This is a genomic window from Humibacter ginsengisoli (genome assembly GCF_054780095.1).
In genome coordinates, this window is the sequence record NZ_BAAGWZ010000011.1 from 480,274 (window position 1) to 497,165 (window position 16,892).

Genomic DNA, 16,892 nt, shown 5'->3' on the forward strand with positions numbered 1-16,892 from the left:
TTACTTCATCAGCCCCTCGATGGCGTTCTGCAGCGTCGTCAACGCGGACTTGGCATCCGTCTTGCCGCCGAGGATCGACTGCGCGAACGTGACCATGGGCTGCGTGCCGTCGACGGTGTTGGCCACGTTGTAGAACAGTCCCTTTCCACCGGGAGCCGCCCAGGTGCCGTAGATCGGCTGCCAGGTGTTCAGCACCTTCACGTTGTTGGCATCCTGCTTGAACTGAGGGGTAGCGGCGATGGACTTCAGCACGGGCAGGCCGATGCCGGTGTTGTGGGTCCACAACGGCGACATGCGCTTGTAGTAGTAGGTCAGGAACGCCTCGGAGCCCTTCTGGCTGGGCGTGTTCTTGTACATCATCAGGTTGTTCGGAAAATACAGGCCTCCCTTCTTTCCTGAAGAGCTGGTCAGCGGGTCACCGACGACCATGTCGTTCGCGACGTCGCCGCCGACACTGACCGCGAGGCCGGCGGTGTCCCAGCCGAACCCGAACTTGCCGGCCTTCCACTGCGACTGCACGTTCGCGCTCGTGTACGACGGACCAGCCGGATCGGAGTATCCGTTCTTCACGAGCTCGAGCACGTACTCGATCGCCTCGACGTTGGCATCGGTGACGCAGTCCGGCTCTTGCTTTGCGTTGAAGAGGCCCCCGCCGTTGTTGATCATGAACGCGGTGAGCACCTGACCGCCGGTGTAGTTGCCGGCACCCGCGCCGAGACCGAAGCCGTACACGCCGATCTTCTTCAGCTTGGCGCAGACATCCTTGTACTCATCCCATGTCGTCGGGTTGTCGGCGCCGGCCTTCGCCATCAACGTCCTGTTGTACCAGGACACGCGGCAGTCCAGGTTGTAGGGAACGGCCACGTATCCCTGATCCGTCTTCATCGTCTCGAGCACGCCGGGCAGGAAGTCATCGTAGAGGCCGTTGGTCTTCCATGACTCGAGCAGATGGTCGGCGTACGCGATAGCGCCCTGGTGGGCGAATTGGAACGCCTGGGTGCCTCCGCCACCACTCACGGCCGGGCCCGTGTGGGAGGCGATGGCCGATGAGAACACCTGGGCGAAGCCGGCCCACGGGATCTGCTGATAGGTGACCTTCGGCAGCCCGTCAGCAGGCTTGTACGCCGCGACGATCTGCTTATCGAGCTTGAGGAAAGCGGGGCCGCCATCCGGCATGTTCCAGAACTTCAACGGTTTCCCGCTCGCGCCGGCGCCCCCTGCACCGCCACTCGAGCAGGCGGCGAGTCCGGCGACGGCTGCACCGGCGCCCACCAGGCCCAGGAACGTTCGGCGCGTGAACGCGGATGTTGTCGTCGTCGACATGCGGTTCTCCTCCTTGGGATGGACATCGAGTCCGTGGTCCGAACAGCTCTGATTTTCGGCTGTGAGTGACAATACTTTTCGATCTGCAACCCACGCTGACATCCCAATCCGTGCCGATCAAGGGAACTTGAACACTTTTCGTTGCGCAAACTTTCTGCTTCTATGCTCATTAGATGGCGCAGCAACCGAAACCAGGTCGACGGCCGACGCTCGCCGTCATCGCCAAGGCGGCCGGCACGAGCGTTCCCACCGTGTCGAAGGCACTCAGGGCAGGCACGGATGTCGCACCCGAGACACGCGAGCGCATCGTGCGGGTCGCGACGACTCTCGGCTACTGGCCGACGGCATCCTCGGCGAAGCCGCGAACCTCTGAGCGACGCGTCATCGACCTGATCGTCAACAACATCGAGGGAACCTGGGTGACCGCGATCATCAAGGGAGTCTCGCGTGCCGCCGAACGCCTGGACATCGATGTCGCGATTCGGCAACCGAGCACGGATCGCGACTGGATCGGCCGTCTCATCGCACATCGGTCCTATGGAGTGATCAGCGCCTCGCTCGCGCTCTCTCGTGCCGAGCGGAGTCGCCTGGCAAGTGCAGGCATTCCTGTCGTCGCGCTCGATCCCAACCAGAGACCGGATTCCGATCTCGCAAGCGTGGGCGCCATGAACTGGGAGGGTGGGCGCTCGGCCGGCGAGCACTTGCTCGGACTGGGTCACCACCGCTTCGCAGTGTTGGACGTCGACGTCTCGTACCTGTACAGCAGGGCTCGCCTGGACGGGTTCCGGTCAGCCCTTTCCGACGCGGGCATCGAACTCACCGATGATCTCATCTTCCATGCCGGATTCGACCGCGCGGTGGCGCGCGATCACGCCAACGGCTTTCTTGCGGCCCGCGATCGTCCGACCGGGGTGTTCGCTTGCACGGAGGGCCTCGCGTTCGGTGTCTACGACGCGGCGGCGGCGAAGGGCATCCGCATCCCGGACGAGCTCAGCGTGGTGGGCTTCGACGACCTGCCGGACGCGTCTACCGCCAACCCTCCCATGACCACGGTCAGACAACCGTTTACCGAGATAGGCGGGGCCGCCGTGCGCATGCTGGTGCGTCTCAAGGATCGGCCGGATGACGAGACCCCGGTACCGCGCGAGGAACTCGCGACACAACTCGTCGTGCGGCGATCCACGGCGCCCGCGCCTGTCGATGCTTCGACGCGCGGCGCGACGAAACGACGGAAGCCCGCAAGGACTACCGTCGAGAGGTGAACCGAACCGATCGCCTCTACGCCGTCACGGAGGAACTGCGTGCGGTAGCGCCGCGGCCGCGGAGCGCGACCTGGCTCGCGCGGCGATTCGAGGTGAGCGTTCGCACCATCGAACGCGACATCGATGCGCTGCAGCAGGGCGGCGTTCCGATCTGGGCAGAGCCGGGACGCACGGGCGGATACTGCATCGACCGCGATCGAACGCTGCCACCTCTGAACTTCTCTCCCGACGAGGCGGTAGCCGTGGCCGTCGCGTTGCAGCTCACGGCATCCGACAGTCCCTTTCACATCGCGGGAGGCAGCGCGCTGCGCAAACTGCTCGGTGCGATGGCGGAGCGCGACGCAGCGGATGCCGAAGACCTCGTCGAGCGAGTTCACGTGATCGGTGTGCCCGAGCGCGAGACATCCGTTCCGCGTGAGCTTGCAGCGGCGGTGTCGCAGCGGCGCGTGCTCCGGCTGCGCTACACCGATCGCGACGGCCGGCAGACCGTGCGCGACGTCGAGCCGCTCGGCTACATCCGCTCCACCACCGCCTGGTACCTGCTCGGATGGTGCAGGATGCGCGATGCACCGCGCGCGTTCCGCTTCGACCGCATCGATGGGGTCACGGCGCTGAGCGAGAGGGTGTCGCCGCGCGCTCTGTCGGTCGACGACATCCAGGTTCCGGAGGGCGACCTGCGCTCGCTTACGCTGCTCTGAGACGTGGGTCTCGACGGATGTTCGGGCTCACGATTTCGCCGGAAACACCGACAGGACGCTGTCGGCACTTCTCGCGAGCATGGATTCCACCAACCTTTCCGACCCTGGAGGAATCATGAATCTCGTCTCGATCCGCCTCATCACCGACGACGTCGATCGACTCGTCACGTTCTACGAGCGGATGACCGGCGTCACCGCGGTGCGGCCGACGCCCGACTTCGCCGAACTGCGTACGAAGAACGGCACGCTGGCCATCGGCAGCACCCGGACGGTCGCGCTCTTCGGCCCTGGCTCCGCCGAACCGGCCGCCAACAGGTCGGCCATCGTCGAGTTCATCGTCGACGACGTGGACGCACTATTCGACTCGCTGCCGGCCGAGACGATCGAGGTCGTGCAGCGCCCGACCACGATGCCCTGGGGAAACCGGTCGCTGCTCGTGCGCGACCCCGACGGCACTCTCGTGAATTTCTTCACGCCGGAGTCGCCGGACGCCGTGGCCAAGTTCGCGGGTACTCCCCGCTGAGGGCTGCGTGAGACCGGGCGATTGTGTTGGGGCCGGTGCGTAGATCACCGGCCCCAACACAATCGTCCGGTTTCATAGTGCTTGCGAGGGCACATCGCGCCCGAGCGGCTAGGCCAGCGTGATGCCGAGGCCGGGGCGGGCAGCGGAGGTGAGTGCGGCATCCGCGATGCGCACGGGCGCGGGCTCGGCGAGCAGTCCCAGCCGCTCGAAACCGGCATCCTCGACGTCTTCGACGAGCGTCTCTCGCGGCAGGGCGAGCGCGAGCTGACCGGACAGTTCAGGCAGCAGGTGCGGGTGCAACTCGACCGTCGCATCGGCGCCGGCGTCGGCTGCCGCACTCGCTCCAGCGCCGGTCACGAGCCCCGCGATCGCGAGGAACGGCGTGATGCCGCCGACGCGGATCACGTTCGGCTGCAGGATGTCCGCCGCGCCCAGCTCGATCGCCTCGCGGAACCGGTACGCCGTGTGCAGATTCTCGCCAAGCGCGACCGGAACGTCGATGCGCGAGCGCAGCTCGGCATGCCCGAGCAGGTCGTCGGCCCGCAGCGGCTCCTCGATCCAGCGCAGCCCGAATCGGCTCAGCTCGCCTATCGCACGCTCCGCCTCGTCGAGGTCCCACAGCTGGTTCGCGTCGATCGCGAGCTCGGAATCCGGCCCGATGGTCTCGCGCACCGCAGCGACCCGGTCGACGTCTTCGGCCAGCGGATGCCCGCCCACCTTGATCTTGACGAGCCGGTAACCCGCATCCCGCCATCGCCCGGCCTGAGCCACGAGTTCGTCCAGCGAGTAGTGCCGGTTCACCCCGCTGCCGTAGACGCCGACGGATGCCCGGCTCGTACCCAGCAGCTCGGTGACGGATGCCTGCACCGCCCGCCCGGCGGCATCCCACAGCGCGAGATCGAGACCGGCCATCGCGATGGTGGTCACGCCGCCGGAACCCGCCTCGTGCAAGCGCTGCCAGAGCGGCGTCCACAGTGTGCGGGCATCCGCGTCGCGGCCGAGCACGAAATCACGGATGTCGTGGTCGAGCATGGCCTGCACCGAGTGCGCGCCGATGGTGGGCGTCCAGCTGAAGCCGTGGCCGGTGACGCCGGACTCGGTGTCCACGAGCACCTCGATGACGTGCCACTGCGTCACGTCGGTGCCCCACGGCCGCACGAGCGGCACGTCGATCAGTCGCGTGCGGAGGCCGGTGATGCGGCCCAACACGGCAGTGTCGGTGGGTCGTGCGATGCTCACAGTCGTCTCGCTTTCGCCAGCCTGCCACTTGCGCAATTGAACATCGCAGCCCGCTAGGCGACGAGCTCGTCGCCGATCGCGAGGATGCGTCGCAGCTCCTCGACCTGCCGCTCGTCCGGATCCACGAGTGGCGGACGCACCCCGCCGACCGGCAGTCCACGAGCTCCGCTGGACCCGAGACGCACGCCCGCCTTCACCAGCGACACCGCGAACCCGGGCACCTCGTCGCGTAGCCGCACCAGCGGCAGGTAGAACGCGTCGAGGATCTCGAGGCGACGCGCGTCGTCGCCCGACGCGTACGCCTCGTAGAACGCCTTCGCCACCCGGGGCGCCATTGCGAAGGCTGCCGACGAGTACAGCGGGATGCCGATCGCGCGGTACGCCTGCTGCGTGAGTTCCGCTGTGGGCAGGCCGTTGAAGAACGCGAAGTCCTCGCGCCCGGTCGCAGCGACGGCACGAACGAGCTGTTGCGCGACGCCGAGATCGCCGACGCCATCCTTGAAGCCGAGCACGCGCGGGTTGGTCGCGAGCCGTGCGGCGGCGTCCTCGTTGAGGCGCGCAGAGCCGCGGTGATACACGATGACCGGCAGATCGGATGCCTGCAGCACGGCCTCGATGTATGCGACCGTTCCCGACGTGGTGCTCCCGACAAGGTATGGGGGGAGCACGAGCAGGGCGTCGGCACCGGCATCCGCCGCGCGCCTTGCGCACTCGATCGCGTGCCCCAGCGGCCCGCCCGCCCCGGCCACGACGGGAACGCTCCCGTCGACCGCCTTCACGGTCGCCGCGACGACGTCGCCGACCTCGGATGCGCTCAGCGCGTGGAACTCGCCGGTGCCGCACGCCGGGAAGACGCCGCCGGGCCCGAACGGAAGGCGCGAGGCCACGTGCTCGGCCGTGAGCGCCGTGTCGACGGATCCGTCGGCGGCGAACGCCGCCACGGGAAAGAACAGCACGCCATCGAACTTCATCGGGTACCTCCGGTCAGTGCAGGGGCGAGCTCGCTGCGCCAGTCGTGCGTAGGCGTCCAGCCCAGCAGCCGCCTCGCCTTCTCGATCGAGAACGCGGGCGCTGTGCCGGTGAGTTCGTGGGCCGCCTCCGCCGTCGAGGGCCAGTAGACCGGCATCAGCTCGGCGAGCGGCCGACGCGCCAGCGCATCGGCGGCTCCGACCATGAACGTCTGCGCGTTCGGAATGTCGTCGAGTCCGGCCACGAGCGTGTCGAGGAACCCGCCCACGTCGCGGGCGTCCACGTAGTTGAACAGGGCGGGGGCTGAGAGCGCCGGATCGTCGAGCCGCTCGAGGATCGTGTGACCCTGCTGCGTAGGAGCCCCGTGCCACTCCTCGGGAGCGACGACGTAGCACGGGCGGAACGCGGCGAGCCGCACCTCGTCGCCCTTCTGCGCCGCGAACATCGCCATGGTCCGTTCGGCGAGCAGCTTCGACAGCGCGTACGCGTTCCACGGCCGCGGCTCGACATCCTCGTCCAGCGGCAGCCGCTCGGGAACCCAGCCGGCCGGCGATCCGTAGCCGAACACCGTCGGGCTGGATGCCGTCACGATCTTGCGAACACCGGCATCCACCGCGGCCTGCATCACGTTGTAGGCGAGCGACGCGTTCGTGCGCAGGATGTGCTGCTCCGGCGCGCTGAACGGCACGGCGATGGCGGCGAGGTGGATGACGGCATCCACTCGCGCCTCGGCGATGACGGCGGATGCCTGTGCCGCATCGGTCAGGTCCGCGGACACCTGCCCAGCCGCACCCTCGGCCGGGACGGTGAGGTCCACGCCGATCACTTCGTGCCCACGCTCGGCCAGCACCGCGACCACGCTGCGGCCGAGGCGGCCGGAGCTTCCGGTGACGAGAACGCGACTCATCGCGCGTTCTCCGGAGCCGGAGCGACCGGGGAGTACGACGGCTGTCCGACCGCGGGCGACTGCGGCGCGCTCACGGAGCTCGCGTCGCCCAGCCGCACGCCCAGGTCCAGTTCATCGACCCGCACGGGCAGTCCGGTCGCCAGCGAGCGGTTGCCCGCGATGCCGACCGCGATCGCACGGATGCCGTCCTGGTAGTCCGCCGCGCGGCCCAGGTCGTCCTCGCCGCGGCCGACGAACACGTCGCTCAGCAGGATGGCGTCGCCTCCGCCGTGCCCGCCCTCGCCCGCCGGGATCTCGACTTCTTGTGGCGCCTCCCAGTGCCGCTGCAGCAGGATGTGCTCTCCGCGCGGCCGCAACGTCGCCGACCGGGAGTCCACCACCGCGGAGGGGTCGACGATGCGACCCCCGCCGTCCAGGCTCACGTCGCTGCGCTCGACGACATCGAGTTCGACACGTCCCTCGGTGCCGTTGACCGCGATCCGGTAGCCCTCCCACGGGCTGTGCGCGTTGAGGGAGTAGCTCATGCTCGGGCCGCCCGCGTAGTCGACCACGAGCGAGAGGTTGTCCTCGATGCTGATGCCAGGGTCGAAGACATCCTTGTCACGCAGGTACCCGTCATACCGCTCGTTGCGCAGGTACAGGTCGCGCAGCTTCTCGTCCGCCTCGAGATCGAGCGCGAACGGATCGCCGGATGCCCCGGTGCCGCGTTCCGGACGCTCGCCTCCGCCGCGGCCTCGCCAGTTGTCCGCGCCATAGAAGCGCAAGCCCCCCGAGGCGAACACGCGTGCCGGCACGTCGGAGATCCACCAGTTGACGAGGTCGAAGTGGTGCGACGCCTTGTGGATGAGCAGGCCGCCCGAGTTGGCCTTCTGCCGGTGCCAGCGGCGGAAGTAGTCAGCGCCATGCGACGTGTCGAGCACCCACTCGAAATGGACGGACAACGGGCGCCCGATCGCGCCAGAGGAGATCACGCGCTTGAACGCGCTGTTGCGCGGCGCGTACCGGTAGTTGAACGTCATGACGACGTCACCGTCGGTCTCGCGCACCGCCTCGACGATGCGACGGCTTCCCGCCTCGTCGATGGTCAGCGGCTTCTCGACGACCACCCGGGCGCCTGCGCGCAGCGCACGGGACACGTACTCGGCGTGCGTGAAGTCGGGCGAGGTGACGATGACACGCTCGATGCTCTCGTCACGGATGACGCGCTCGAGCTCGTCGGGATGCGCGGTCACGGGAGTGCCGGCATCCGGAGCCACCTGTGCGATGTGGTTCACGTAGTGCTCGAGGCGGCCCTGATTCGGGTCGAGCGCAGCGACGAGCTCGGCGACATCGGCGTGCTGACCGATGATCGCGTCGATGTACATCTGGGCGCGGGAACCGGTTCCGACGATGGCATACCGGGTGCGGTGCGGCACGATGTTCCTCTTTCGAACTGGCCCGGTCGAACGTGCGCCGGACATGACGTGCGCCGCGCCGCCGACCTCGAATCGGGGCTTTCGGCGACGCGACCTGCTAGCGTGAGAAAACGCTTTCTCTTACGATACACGATATCGTGAGGCAGCGTCGAGAAGGGGGCCACGGTGGCCAGAACGAAGTCGGGTGTGCGACGCGGTGGCGCCACGATCGCGGACGTCGCAGCGCGGGCCGAAGTGTCGCTGTCGACCGTCTCACGGGTGATGAACGGCAGCACCACGGTCGATGCCGCGCTCGCCGAGCGGGTGCGGGAGGCTGCATCGTCCCTGGGCTATTCCGCCAGTCCGCTGGCCCGCAGTCTCGTGCTCGGCACCACGCAGACCATCGCGGTCGTGGTGCCCGACCTGGGCAACCCCACGTTCCAGGGCGCGCTGCGCGGGCTCAGCGACGGGGCATCCGAGCGGGGCTACCACGTGCTCGTCGCCGATTCGCATGAGCAGGCGAGCGAGGAGCGGGTTCTGGCTCTGGATGCCCGTCGCCGCTGCGACGGCATCGTCCTGTTCGCGCCTCGGATGCCTGCCGAGGACCTCGAAGCGCTTCTGCCGCTTCTCGCCCCGGTCGTGGTCATGAATCGCCGGCCGGACACGGAAGGAGTGCCGTCGGTGGCCGCCGATTACAAGGCGGGCCTCGCCGCGCTGCTCGAGCACCTCTACGAACTCGGCCACCGCCGCATGCTCTACCTCGCCGGTAGCAATCAAGCCGCGTCGAACCGCAACCGGCTCGCGGCGATCCGCGAGTTCGTGGCGGCGCATCCGGATGTGCAGATCTCCTCGAGCCCGTGCGGCGTGGGCTTCGAAGAGGGCCACCACTCCGCGCAGGTGGTCGTCGAGTCCGCTGCGACGGCAGTGCTCGCGTTCAACGACCTCGTCGCGATGGGGCTCCTCAGCGCGCTCGGTGAGCGAGGCATCCGCGTACCGGAGGATGTCTCGGTGACGGGCTTCGATGACATCCCGTTCGCCCGCTACACCACTCCGCCACTCACGACCGCCACCATCGCGGTGGCGGAACTCGGTGAGCAGACCTGGGAACGCATGTGGTCGCTGTTGCAGGGCGAGGAGGCAGGGATCGACGCGACATTCGTTCCGCAGGTGGTGCCGCGAGGCTCAACGGGGCCGGTGCCGAAACGTTGACCCGCCCGCCCGGCCAGGAGCGGCTTCGCTTTGCTCAGTCGACGTCCATGAACATATAAGCGGTTGCCACGCGTCCCTTCTCATCGCGAAACACGACGTCGGCGCCGCGCCCGACGACATCGCCGGTGGCAGCCTGTATCGACCACCGCAGCAGTGTCGCGTCGCCCGAGTCGATGCGCTGGTCGTAGACGAACCGCAGACCCTTTTGTGCGATGAGCTCGTCGTGAACGCGGCCGATGTGCGCCGCGATCTCGTCGACTCCTTCGACGGTGATATCGAGTGAGGACACCGACATCCGCCCATCGGGCGTCCATACGCTTTCAATGACTTCGCGACGACGAGTCGGGTCGGCCTCGGTCCACGTCCGCAGGTATTCCGTCTCGAAATCGGTGCTGGTGCTCATGTCGTTGTCCTTAAGTGTTAGGTGCCTGTCGAGGCGATCTAATGTTGACGTTGTCAGCATACGCCTATAGTGGACATTGTCAACATTCGATATCGTTGAACCATGAGTCCGCGTGACTCCGCGCCGACGCGTGCGGGCATCCTCTCGGCAGCAGGCGAATTGCTCGAGTCCGGCGGCCCGGACGCCGTGACACTGCGCGCGGTCGGTGATGCGGCAGGCGTGTCGAGATCGGCGCCATACCGGCACTTCAGCGACAAGGCGGCACTGCTCATGGCGTTGGCGGAGCGTGCCCTCACCCAGATGGCTGAGCAAGTCCGGAAAGAGGCGGCACGGTCTGGCGGATCGGCACAGAGCGGCGGGACCGTGGCTCGCTTGCGGGCAGGATGCCGTGCCTACCTCACCTATGCGATGACGCACCCGCACCACTATCAGCTGATCTTCGGCGATGCACCGATTTCGCAACCGACGCCGCAACTCGAAGCCGCAGCCGACGACGCCATGAACGCGGTCGAGGAACTGGTCGGACAGGCCCAGAATTCAGGGGTCCTGGGACCGGCTCCGACGAGGGAGCTGGCCACCGTACTGTGGGTGCTGCTGCACGGTCTTGCCGCATTGCAGATCACCGGCCACCTCCACGAGCCGCGTACAGTCGACGGCGCCGAATACCTAGACGACCTCCTCGACCTCGCCCTGGCGCAATTGCGGGGCGGCACCGCCCCTGGCCAGTAGGCGCGTGTCTCTGCCACGCAGAAACGCCACCGGCAGCAGCACAGGTCGTTGAGCAGTTGCCCGACAGAAGCGCGGCACCGCGCGCCTCTGCCTCAGCAGCTGAAGCTGTGATCTCCTCCGCGCACGTCGCGGCTGCTGCTGTCGGGCAGGACGATCGTGGCAGGCACGCCTTCCGGCACGGATGCCTCGAGCGTGAAACCGCCGTCGCCGGTTCGCCACGAGAGGGCGATGCGTCTGGATGCGACGATTGAATCGTCACAACGCTGCGCTTGACACGACGAGGACCGGCTTCTAGCGTCGGATGGAGCGCCTTCTTTGAAGCGTTTCAATATACCTTCCCGGTCTTGCAGAGAGAGCCCAGCACAATGACGTGGCACGCCCAGATGATCGCCCCCGATTCGGCATTCGATTCAGCGCCGCTGCTCCGCAGCGAGTTCGACCTCGATGAAGGGCACGGGGCGGTGCAGAAGGCGACGCTCACGCTCACCGCCCGGGGCATCGTCGAGGCCTGGCTGAGCGGCCGAGCCGTCTCCGACGACGTGCTGACGCCGGGGTGGAGCAGCTACGAGTGGCGGCTGCGGTACGCGACCTATGACGTGACCGAATTGATCGAGGCTCGCACCGTGATCGCGCTGGCGCTCGGCAAGGGTTGGTTCGGCGGCCGCCTGGGCTGGACCGGCCGCGGCTGGTTCTACGGTTCAGAGCTCGGTGCGTTCGCCCAGCTCGAGATCGAGTTCGCCGACGGGAGCCGCCAGCTCGTCACCACCGACGAGAGTTGGAAGAGCGGGCCGAGCGCGGTGCTCGCCAACGACCTGTACGACGGCGAGACGATCGACGCGCGCCGCCTCGACGATGCGTGGAAGCATCCGGGATTCACGGGCGACGACTGGGTGGGAGTGCACACCGTCGAGTTCGACGCCTCGACCCTTGCGCCTTACATCGGCCCGCACGTGAAGCGCTGGAACGAGATCCCCGTCGCTGAGGTGATCACGTCGCCGTCGGGCAAGACGCTCCTCGACTTCGGTCAGAATCTCGTCGGATGGCTGCGCCTGCGCGTGCAAGGACCGGCCGGCACCGAGATCACGGTGAAGCACGCCGAGGTGCTCGAGCACGGCGAACTCGGGACGCGTCCGTTGCGCACCGCGCAGGCCACGGACCGGTTCATCCTGAGCGGCGGCGACGATGAGTTCGAGCCCACGTTCACGTTCCACGGCTTCCGGTACGCGGAGATCAGCGGATGGCCGGGCGAGTTCGATCCCGCGGCCGTCACCGCCGTGGTGATCGGCTCCGAGCTGACGCGCATCGGGACGATGACGACATCCGATCCGCTGCTCGACCGGTTCCACGAGAACGTGGTGTGGGGCATGCGGGGCAACTTCGTGGACGTGCCGACCGACTGCCCGCAACGCGACGAGCGGCTCGGGTGGACGGGCGACATCGCCGCGTTCGCGCCGACCGCGGCCTTCCTGTTCGATGTCGACTCCTTCCTCTCTGACTGGCTCGTCGACCTCGATCTGGAGCAGCAGCATCACGATGGCATCGTCGGGTTCGTCATTCCCGACGTGCTCAAGTTCGCCGACCGGGAGGAGCCGAGCGATCTCGGCCGGGTCGACTCGACCGCGATCTGGAGCGACGCCGCGGTCTGGGTGCCGTGGACGCTGTACCAGGCGTACGGCGACACCGACGTGCTGCAGCGCCAGTTCGGCTCGATGGCCGCGCACGTGCGACGGGTCGAGTCGCTGCTCTCCCCAAGCGGCGTGTGGGACGCCAACTTCCAGTTCGGCGACTGGCTCGACCCCGATGCTCCGCCGGAGGACCCGGCACGCGCTAAGGCCGACAAGGGGGTCGTCGCGACGGCATCCGCCTACCGGTCGGCCCGTATCGTCGCCGACGTCGCAAAGGTGCTGGGCCTGACCGAGGAGTTCGCCGAATTCGACAGGATCGCGACACGTTTGCACCAGGCGTTCAACGACGAGTACGTCGACGAGCAGGGCGTGGTGAAGAGCGACTGCACCACCGTGTACTCGCTTGCCATCGCGTTCGGGCTGCTGAGCCCCGAACACGAGGAGTTCGCCGGGCGCCGCCTGGCGGAACTCGCCGAACAGGCCCAGTACCGCATCTCGACCGGCTTCGCCGGCACGCCGTTCATCACGGATGCCCTCACCAAGACCGGGCACGTGGATGCCGCGTATCGCCTGCTGCTCGAACGCGAGTGCCCGTCGTGGCTGTACCCGGTGACGATGGGCGCGACAACTGTGTGGGAGCGCTGGGACTCGATGCTGCCCGACGGCACCATCAACCCCGGCCAGATGACGAGCTTCAACCACTACGCGCTCGGAGCCGTCGCGGACTGGATGCATCGCGTCGTCGGCGGCATCGCCCCGCTCGAACCCGGGTACTCGTCAGTGCTGGTCGCGCCGCAACCGGGCGGCGGCCTCACCGATGTGGAGACCGCGCTGGAGACCCGGCACGGCCGCGTCGCCGTGCACTGGACACTGGACGAAGGAAAACTGACGGTGGACGCCGAGCTGCCCGACGGCGTGGACGGCATCCTGCGCCTGCCCGGCCAGGAGGACAGGCCGCTGACCGGTGGGCGCGCCACCGCGACGGTGTCGCTGCCGGCCTGACTCCCGCGCCGGACTCGTGGACGAGCACCCGATCGATTGAAGCGCTGCAACCCCGCGCCCCGTCGGGCATTAGGCTGGCGCCATGCGAGCGCGCGCCGACTCCACGCGAGCGCGGCGGCAGCCCAAGCTGCAGGATGTCGCCGCGCGTGCAGGAGTATCCGCCGGAACCGTCTCGAATGCGCTCAACCATCCCGAGAAGGTGGCACCGGCGACCCTGCATCGGGTCGTCAGCGCCATCGAGGAGCTCGGGTTCACGCGCAACGGCGCGGCGAGCACGCTCGCCTCTGGCACGAGCACCGTCCTCGGACTCGTGGTCATCGACCTGATGAACTCGCTCTTCGTCGACATCACGCGAGGCGCTCAGGGCCCGGCCCGGGCGCACGGCTTCGTTCTCCAGCTCGCAGACAGCGTCAACGACGAGGACCAGCAGTTCGCGCACCTGCAATTCCTTCAGCACGCGCGCGCGGCAGGGGTGCTCCTTGCGCCGATCCACGAACCGCATGAGGGCATCCGGTTCCTGCGCGATCACTCGATACCGGTCGTGCTCGTCAATTACGCCGCCGACGGCGACGACTGCTGCACGGTGCTCATCGACAACGAGCAGGTGGGCTATCTCGCGGCGCGGCATCTCATCCAGCTCGGTCGCACCCGCATCGCGTTCGTGGGCGGCCTGAATCCCCTCCAGCCGGTCGCCCAGAGACGCAAAGGTGTGCTGCGCGCGATCGAGGAAGCCCACGGCGAGGTTCAGCTTCTCGACATCGAAACCGCCGACCTCAATCCCCCCAGCGGATCCGCGGCAGGTGCCGCCTTCGTCGCTATGCCAAGGGAAGACCGTCCGGATGCCGTGCTCGCCGTCACCGACCTACTTGCGATGGCGATCATCAGCGAGTTCAGGGCAGCGGGCATCCGCGTGCCCGAAGACGTCGCCGTCATGGGATGCGACCACAACTCCGTGGCGTGGGGCGGCGCGGTTCCCTTGACCTCGGTGACCCTGCGCGGGCAGGAGATGGGTGCGGTCGCAGTCGATCTCATGCTTGCCGAGTTGCGTGAGCCGCCCGAGACGCACCAGCACCGCACGGTTGTGCTCGAGCCCAGCCTGATCGTGCGCGAGAGCACGGTCGGCCGCCAACGGGTCGTTCCCGCAACGGGCTGAGCCGTATCGCCGAAGAACCCCGGCCGTCCGGTGCGACGGAAGCCGGGGCTCTTCTCTGCTCGCTCAAGCGGCAACGCGCGACCGGTCAGAATCGGAAGGATGCGCTCAGCGCCTGGGCCTGCGCGTCACCGCCCACACCGACTCCGTATTGCCCGTGCACGATCGACCAGCGGTGTGACCGGGTGTTCCAGATCGAGAACGGATGATTGCTCGCACCCGCATCGATCGTAAGACTCACCTGACGGCTCTGCCCGGCCGGAACGGTCACACGATCGAATGCGACCAGCCGACTGCCCGGTTCACCGGATGCCGGCGGCAGCGTGAGATAGACCTGCGGTGTGACGGTGCCGGTCACGCTGCTGGTGTTCTTCACGTTGACGGTGACGGTGACGGAGCCGCCCTGCGGATCCACCCGCAGTCCGGAGTACGCGAAGTCGCTGTAGCTCAAACCGAAGCCGAACGGGAACAGCGGGGCGATTTTCTGCGACTGGTACCACTTGTATCCAACAGCGAGACCCTCGCTGAACGAGACCTGATCCACACCTGCGGAGTCGACGATCCCGGGATACTGCGCCGCCGTCCTGGTCGGAATGTCGGTCACCGAAGCCGGGAAGGTCATCGGGAGCCGCCCGGAGAAGTTCGCATCCCCGAACAGCAGCGACGCCAGGGCGGGCCCCTGCCGGTCGCCCGGATACCAGGCTTCGACCACGCCGGCCACTTTGTTCAGCCACGGCATCACGACCGCGCTGCCGGTTTCCAGCACCACGATCGTGTGCGGGTTCGCCGAGGCGACCGCGTCGATCAGCGCATCCCCGTTCCCCTGCAGGTCGAGGTTCGCCAGATCTTTGCCCTCACCCGTCTTCTGGTAGGCGAACACGATAGCCGTCTGCGCGGATGCCGCCGCCGCGGCCGCGGAGGCCGGATCGGTTCCGTCGTTGAAGGTGACGCTCGCGCCCGCCTTAGCGGCCCTCGCCGTGATGGCATCCAGCGGTGCGGAGACCTCCTCGCAGTTCATGGTCGTCGAGGTGATGGACCCTCCGAACCCGTTCTGGCTGCAGACCGTCTTCGCGCTGATGCCGTTCGTTGGCATGGCGGATGCCGTGGCGCCGATCACTGCGATCGACTCTCCACTCTGAGGGTTCAGGGGCAGCGCGCCGCCCGCGTTCTTCAGCAGCACGGTGCCCTCTTGCGCCTCCCGCTCCGAGAGCGCCTTGTGGGCCGCGGTCGACACGTCCGCGAGCGGCGTGGACGGGACGGGATGATCGAACAGCCCGGCCGCGATGTACGCCCGCACGACGTGGAACGCCGCCTGGTCGATGTCTCGCAGCGTGATCTGCTTGGAGTCGAGCGCCTGCTGGAGCAGGGCCGGCGTGTAGTAGATCGGTGCGTTGAGCTCCTGGTCGAGACCCGCTTTCAACGACGGGGCCGTCGAGTGGATGGCGAAGAAGTCGGAGACCGTGTAGCCCTGGAACCCGAACTGCCCCCGCAGCGCGGTCGTCAGGAGCGAGTTCTGGCACGAGTAGGTGCCGTTGATGCGCGGATACGCGCACATCACGCTGGCAGGAGCCGACTTGCTCAGCGTGATGCCGAACGGAAGGTTGTACACCTCCTGCAGCGTGCGCTCATCCATGTTCGACGACAGGTTGTTGCGGTCGAATTCCTGCTCGTTCGCTAGGTAGTGCTTGAGGTCGGCCATGACGGGCTCGTCGGCGTTGCTCTGCATGCCGTTCACCATCGCGGATGCCATGTCACCGCTCAGCAGCGAGTCCTCGCCGAGCGCCTCCGGCGTTCGTCCGTCGAGCGGAGTGCGGCTGCTGAACACCATGGGCCCGAGCACGCCGTTCTTGTCCTTCTCGAAGGCCTCCTGCCCCTGCGCCTTACCCTTCTGATAGGCGAGGCTCTGGTCCCAGGTCGCGGCGAGCGCGATCTGCGACGGGAATGCGGTGACGCCATCCACTCCCCGCACCCCGTCGGGCCCGTCCGTGTACGTCACGTTCGGCGTGCAGGCGACCTGCTTCGGATACGTGACGGTGACACCGGTGGCGAACGAGGTGAACGAGGTGAACGAGGTGACGCCCGGTTCGTTGGCGGGTTGTTCGACCAGCCAACGCTCTTTCTGCTCGAGCGAGCTCGCGTTCAGCAGCAGGCGGGCTCGCACGCTTGCCGACTTGTGGGTGTCCATCCAGGGGCACTGCTGGGACTGGTCGGGCGATGCCAAGGCGGCCGCCGGAACCAAGGCGAGACCGGAGGCGACCAGCGCTCCGGCACCGAGAAGCGAGACGAGCCTTCGAACTCGTCGTGTCATGTCGATACGCACTTCACTCCTTCGTGACGAATCCGGCGATCCCCATGGATGCCGCCGCGCTTAAAGCGCTTCAATTCGTGAGTCAGAGTGGCACTGTTCGGCCCGCGGGTCAATGGGGGCGCAGATCGACGGGCGTCGGCCGACGGGCGCA

Annotated in this window: 15 protein-coding genes; 7 read left to right on the forward strand and 8 right to left on the reverse strand. The window is 67.5% G+C overall.

Annotated elements, in window-relative coordinates:
- Entirely contained in the window at positions 1 to 1,323 is a 1,323-nt protein-coding gene (locus ACYVI5_RS16510) for an ABC transporter substrate-binding protein (RefSeq protein WP_460581186.1), read from the reverse strand.
- Positions 1,324 to 1,496: 173 nt separating this feature from the next.
- Here ACYVI5_RS16510 and ACYVI5_RS16515 point away from each other — a divergent pair, with 173 nt between their 5' ends.
- The 3 genes from ACYVI5_RS16515 to ACYVI5_RS16525 all read left to right on the forward strand — a co-directional run bounded on the left by ACYVI5_RS16515 (position 1,497) and on the right by ACYVI5_RS16525 (position 3,806).
- Positions 1,497 to 2,585: a LacI family DNA-binding transcriptional regulator gene (locus ACYVI5_RS16515; protein WP_460581187.1), complete on the forward strand. Its 1,089-nt coding sequence runs from the start codon at positions 1,497 to 1,499 to the stop codon at positions 2,583 to 2,585.
- A complete protein-coding gene (locus ACYVI5_RS16520; protein ID WP_460581188.1) occupies positions 2,582 to 3,283 on the forward strand; it encodes a helix-turn-helix transcriptional regulator in 702 nt (233 codons plus the stop codon). Before ACYVI5_RS16515 ends, ACYVI5_RS16520 begins: the two co-directional genes overlap by 4 nt.
- A 79-nt stretch (positions 3,284 to 3,362) precedes the next feature.
- On the forward strand, positions 3,363 to 3,806 hold the full coding sequence (locus ACYVI5_RS16525; protein WP_460581189.1) for a VOC family protein: 444 nt from the start codon (positions 3,363 to 3,365) through the stop codon (positions 3,804 to 3,806).
- Between the two features lie 108 nt (positions 3,807 to 3,914).
- Here the strand turns inward: ACYVI5_RS16525 and ACYVI5_RS16530 are convergent, their stop codons facing one another.
- Genes ACYVI5_RS16530 through ACYVI5_RS16545 form a run of 4 tightly spaced genes read right to left on the reverse strand, consistent with a single transcriptional unit; the run spans position 3,915 to position 8,381 of the window.
- On the reverse strand, positions 3,915 to 5,045 hold the full coding sequence (locus ACYVI5_RS16530) for a mandelate racemase/muconate lactonizing enzyme family protein (protein WP_460581190.1): 1,131 nt from the start codon (positions 5,043 to 5,045) through the stop codon (positions 3,915 to 3,917).
- A 53-nt stretch (positions 5,046 to 5,098) separates the two neighbouring features.
- Positions 5,099 to 6,016 (reverse strand): beta/alpha barrel domain-containing protein, encoded by a 918-nt coding sequence (locus ACYVI5_RS16535; protein WP_460581191.1) that lies wholly within the window; start codon positions 6,014 to 6,016, stop codon positions 5,099 to 5,101.
- Positions 6,013 to 6,921, reverse strand: a complete 909-nt coding sequence (locus ACYVI5_RS16540) for an NAD-dependent epimerase/dehydratase family protein (RefSeq protein ID WP_460581192.1) — start codon at positions 6,919 to 6,921, stop codon at positions 6,013 to 6,015. Before ACYVI5_RS16540 ends, ACYVI5_RS16535 begins: the two co-directional genes overlap by 4 nt.
- Complete coding sequence (locus ACYVI5_RS16545) at positions 6,918 to 8,381, reverse strand: Gfo/Idh/MocA family protein (protein ID WP_460581193.1); 1,464 nt, start codon at positions 8,379 to 8,381, stop codon at positions 6,918 to 6,920. Before ACYVI5_RS16545 ends, ACYVI5_RS16540 begins: the two co-directional genes overlap by 4 nt.
- A 120-nt stretch (positions 8,382 to 8,501) precedes the next feature.
- On the opposite strand from ACYVI5_RS16545, the gene ACYVI5_RS16550 reads away from it, so the two are divergent.
- Entirely contained in the window at positions 8,502 to 9,524 is a 1,023-nt protein-coding gene (locus tag ACYVI5_RS16550; protein WP_460581194.1) for a LacI family DNA-binding transcriptional regulator, read from the forward strand.
- A 34-nt stretch (positions 9,525 to 9,558) separates the two neighbouring features.
- Here the strand turns inward: ACYVI5_RS16550 and ACYVI5_RS16555 are convergent, their stop codons facing one another.
- Positions 9,559 to 9,987 (reverse strand): nuclear transport factor 2 family protein, encoded by a 429-nt coding sequence (locus ACYVI5_RS16555; RefSeq protein WP_460581195.1) that lies wholly within the window; start codon positions 9,985 to 9,987, stop codon positions 9,559 to 9,561.
- 42 nt (positions 9,988 to 10,029) lie between these two features.
- Between ACYVI5_RS16555 and ACYVI5_RS16560 the strand changes: the two genes are divergently transcribed.
- Positions 10,030 to 10,656 (forward strand): TetR/AcrR family transcriptional regulator, encoded by a 627-nt coding sequence (locus ACYVI5_RS16560; RefSeq protein ID WP_460581196.1) that lies wholly within the window; start codon positions 10,030 to 10,032, stop codon positions 10,654 to 10,656.
- Between the two features lie 92 nt (positions 10,657 to 10,748).
- Here the strand turns inward: ACYVI5_RS16560 and ACYVI5_RS16565 are convergent, their stop codons facing one another.
- Entirely contained in the window at positions 10,749 to 11,033 is a 285-nt protein-coding gene (locus ACYVI5_RS16565; RefSeq protein WP_460581197.1) for an alpha-L-rhamnosidase C-terminal domain-containing protein, read from the reverse strand.
- On the opposite strand from ACYVI5_RS16565, the gene ACYVI5_RS16570 reads away from it, so the two are divergent.
- Positions 11,022 to 13,283 carry an alpha-L-rhamnosidase gene (locus ACYVI5_RS16570; protein WP_460581198.1) on the forward strand — a complete coding sequence of 754 codons (2,262 nt, stop codon included), beginning with the start codon at positions 11,022 to 11,024 and terminating at the stop codon, positions 13,281 to 13,283. The two genes, ACYVI5_RS16565 and ACYVI5_RS16570, sit on opposite strands and share 12 nt — an antisense overlap.
- An 82-nt stretch (positions 13,284 to 13,365) precedes the next feature.
- Positions 13,366 to 14,436, forward strand: coding sequence for a LacI family DNA-binding transcriptional regulator (locus ACYVI5_RS16575; RefSeq protein WP_460581199.1), 1,071 nt, complete (start codon positions 13,366 to 13,368; stop codon positions 14,434 to 14,436).
- Between the two features lie 85 nt (positions 14,437 to 14,521).
- Here ACYVI5_RS16575 and ACYVI5_RS16580 read toward each other — a convergent pair whose 3' ends face one another.
- The gene (locus ACYVI5_RS16580; protein ID WP_460581200.1) at positions 14,522 to 16,753 is read right to left on the reverse strand and encodes a beta-glucosidase; all 2,232 of its coding nucleotides are present in this window, start codon (positions 16,751 to 16,753) and stop codon (positions 14,522 to 14,524) included.
- Positions 16,754 to 16,892: the final 139 nt, after the last annotated feature.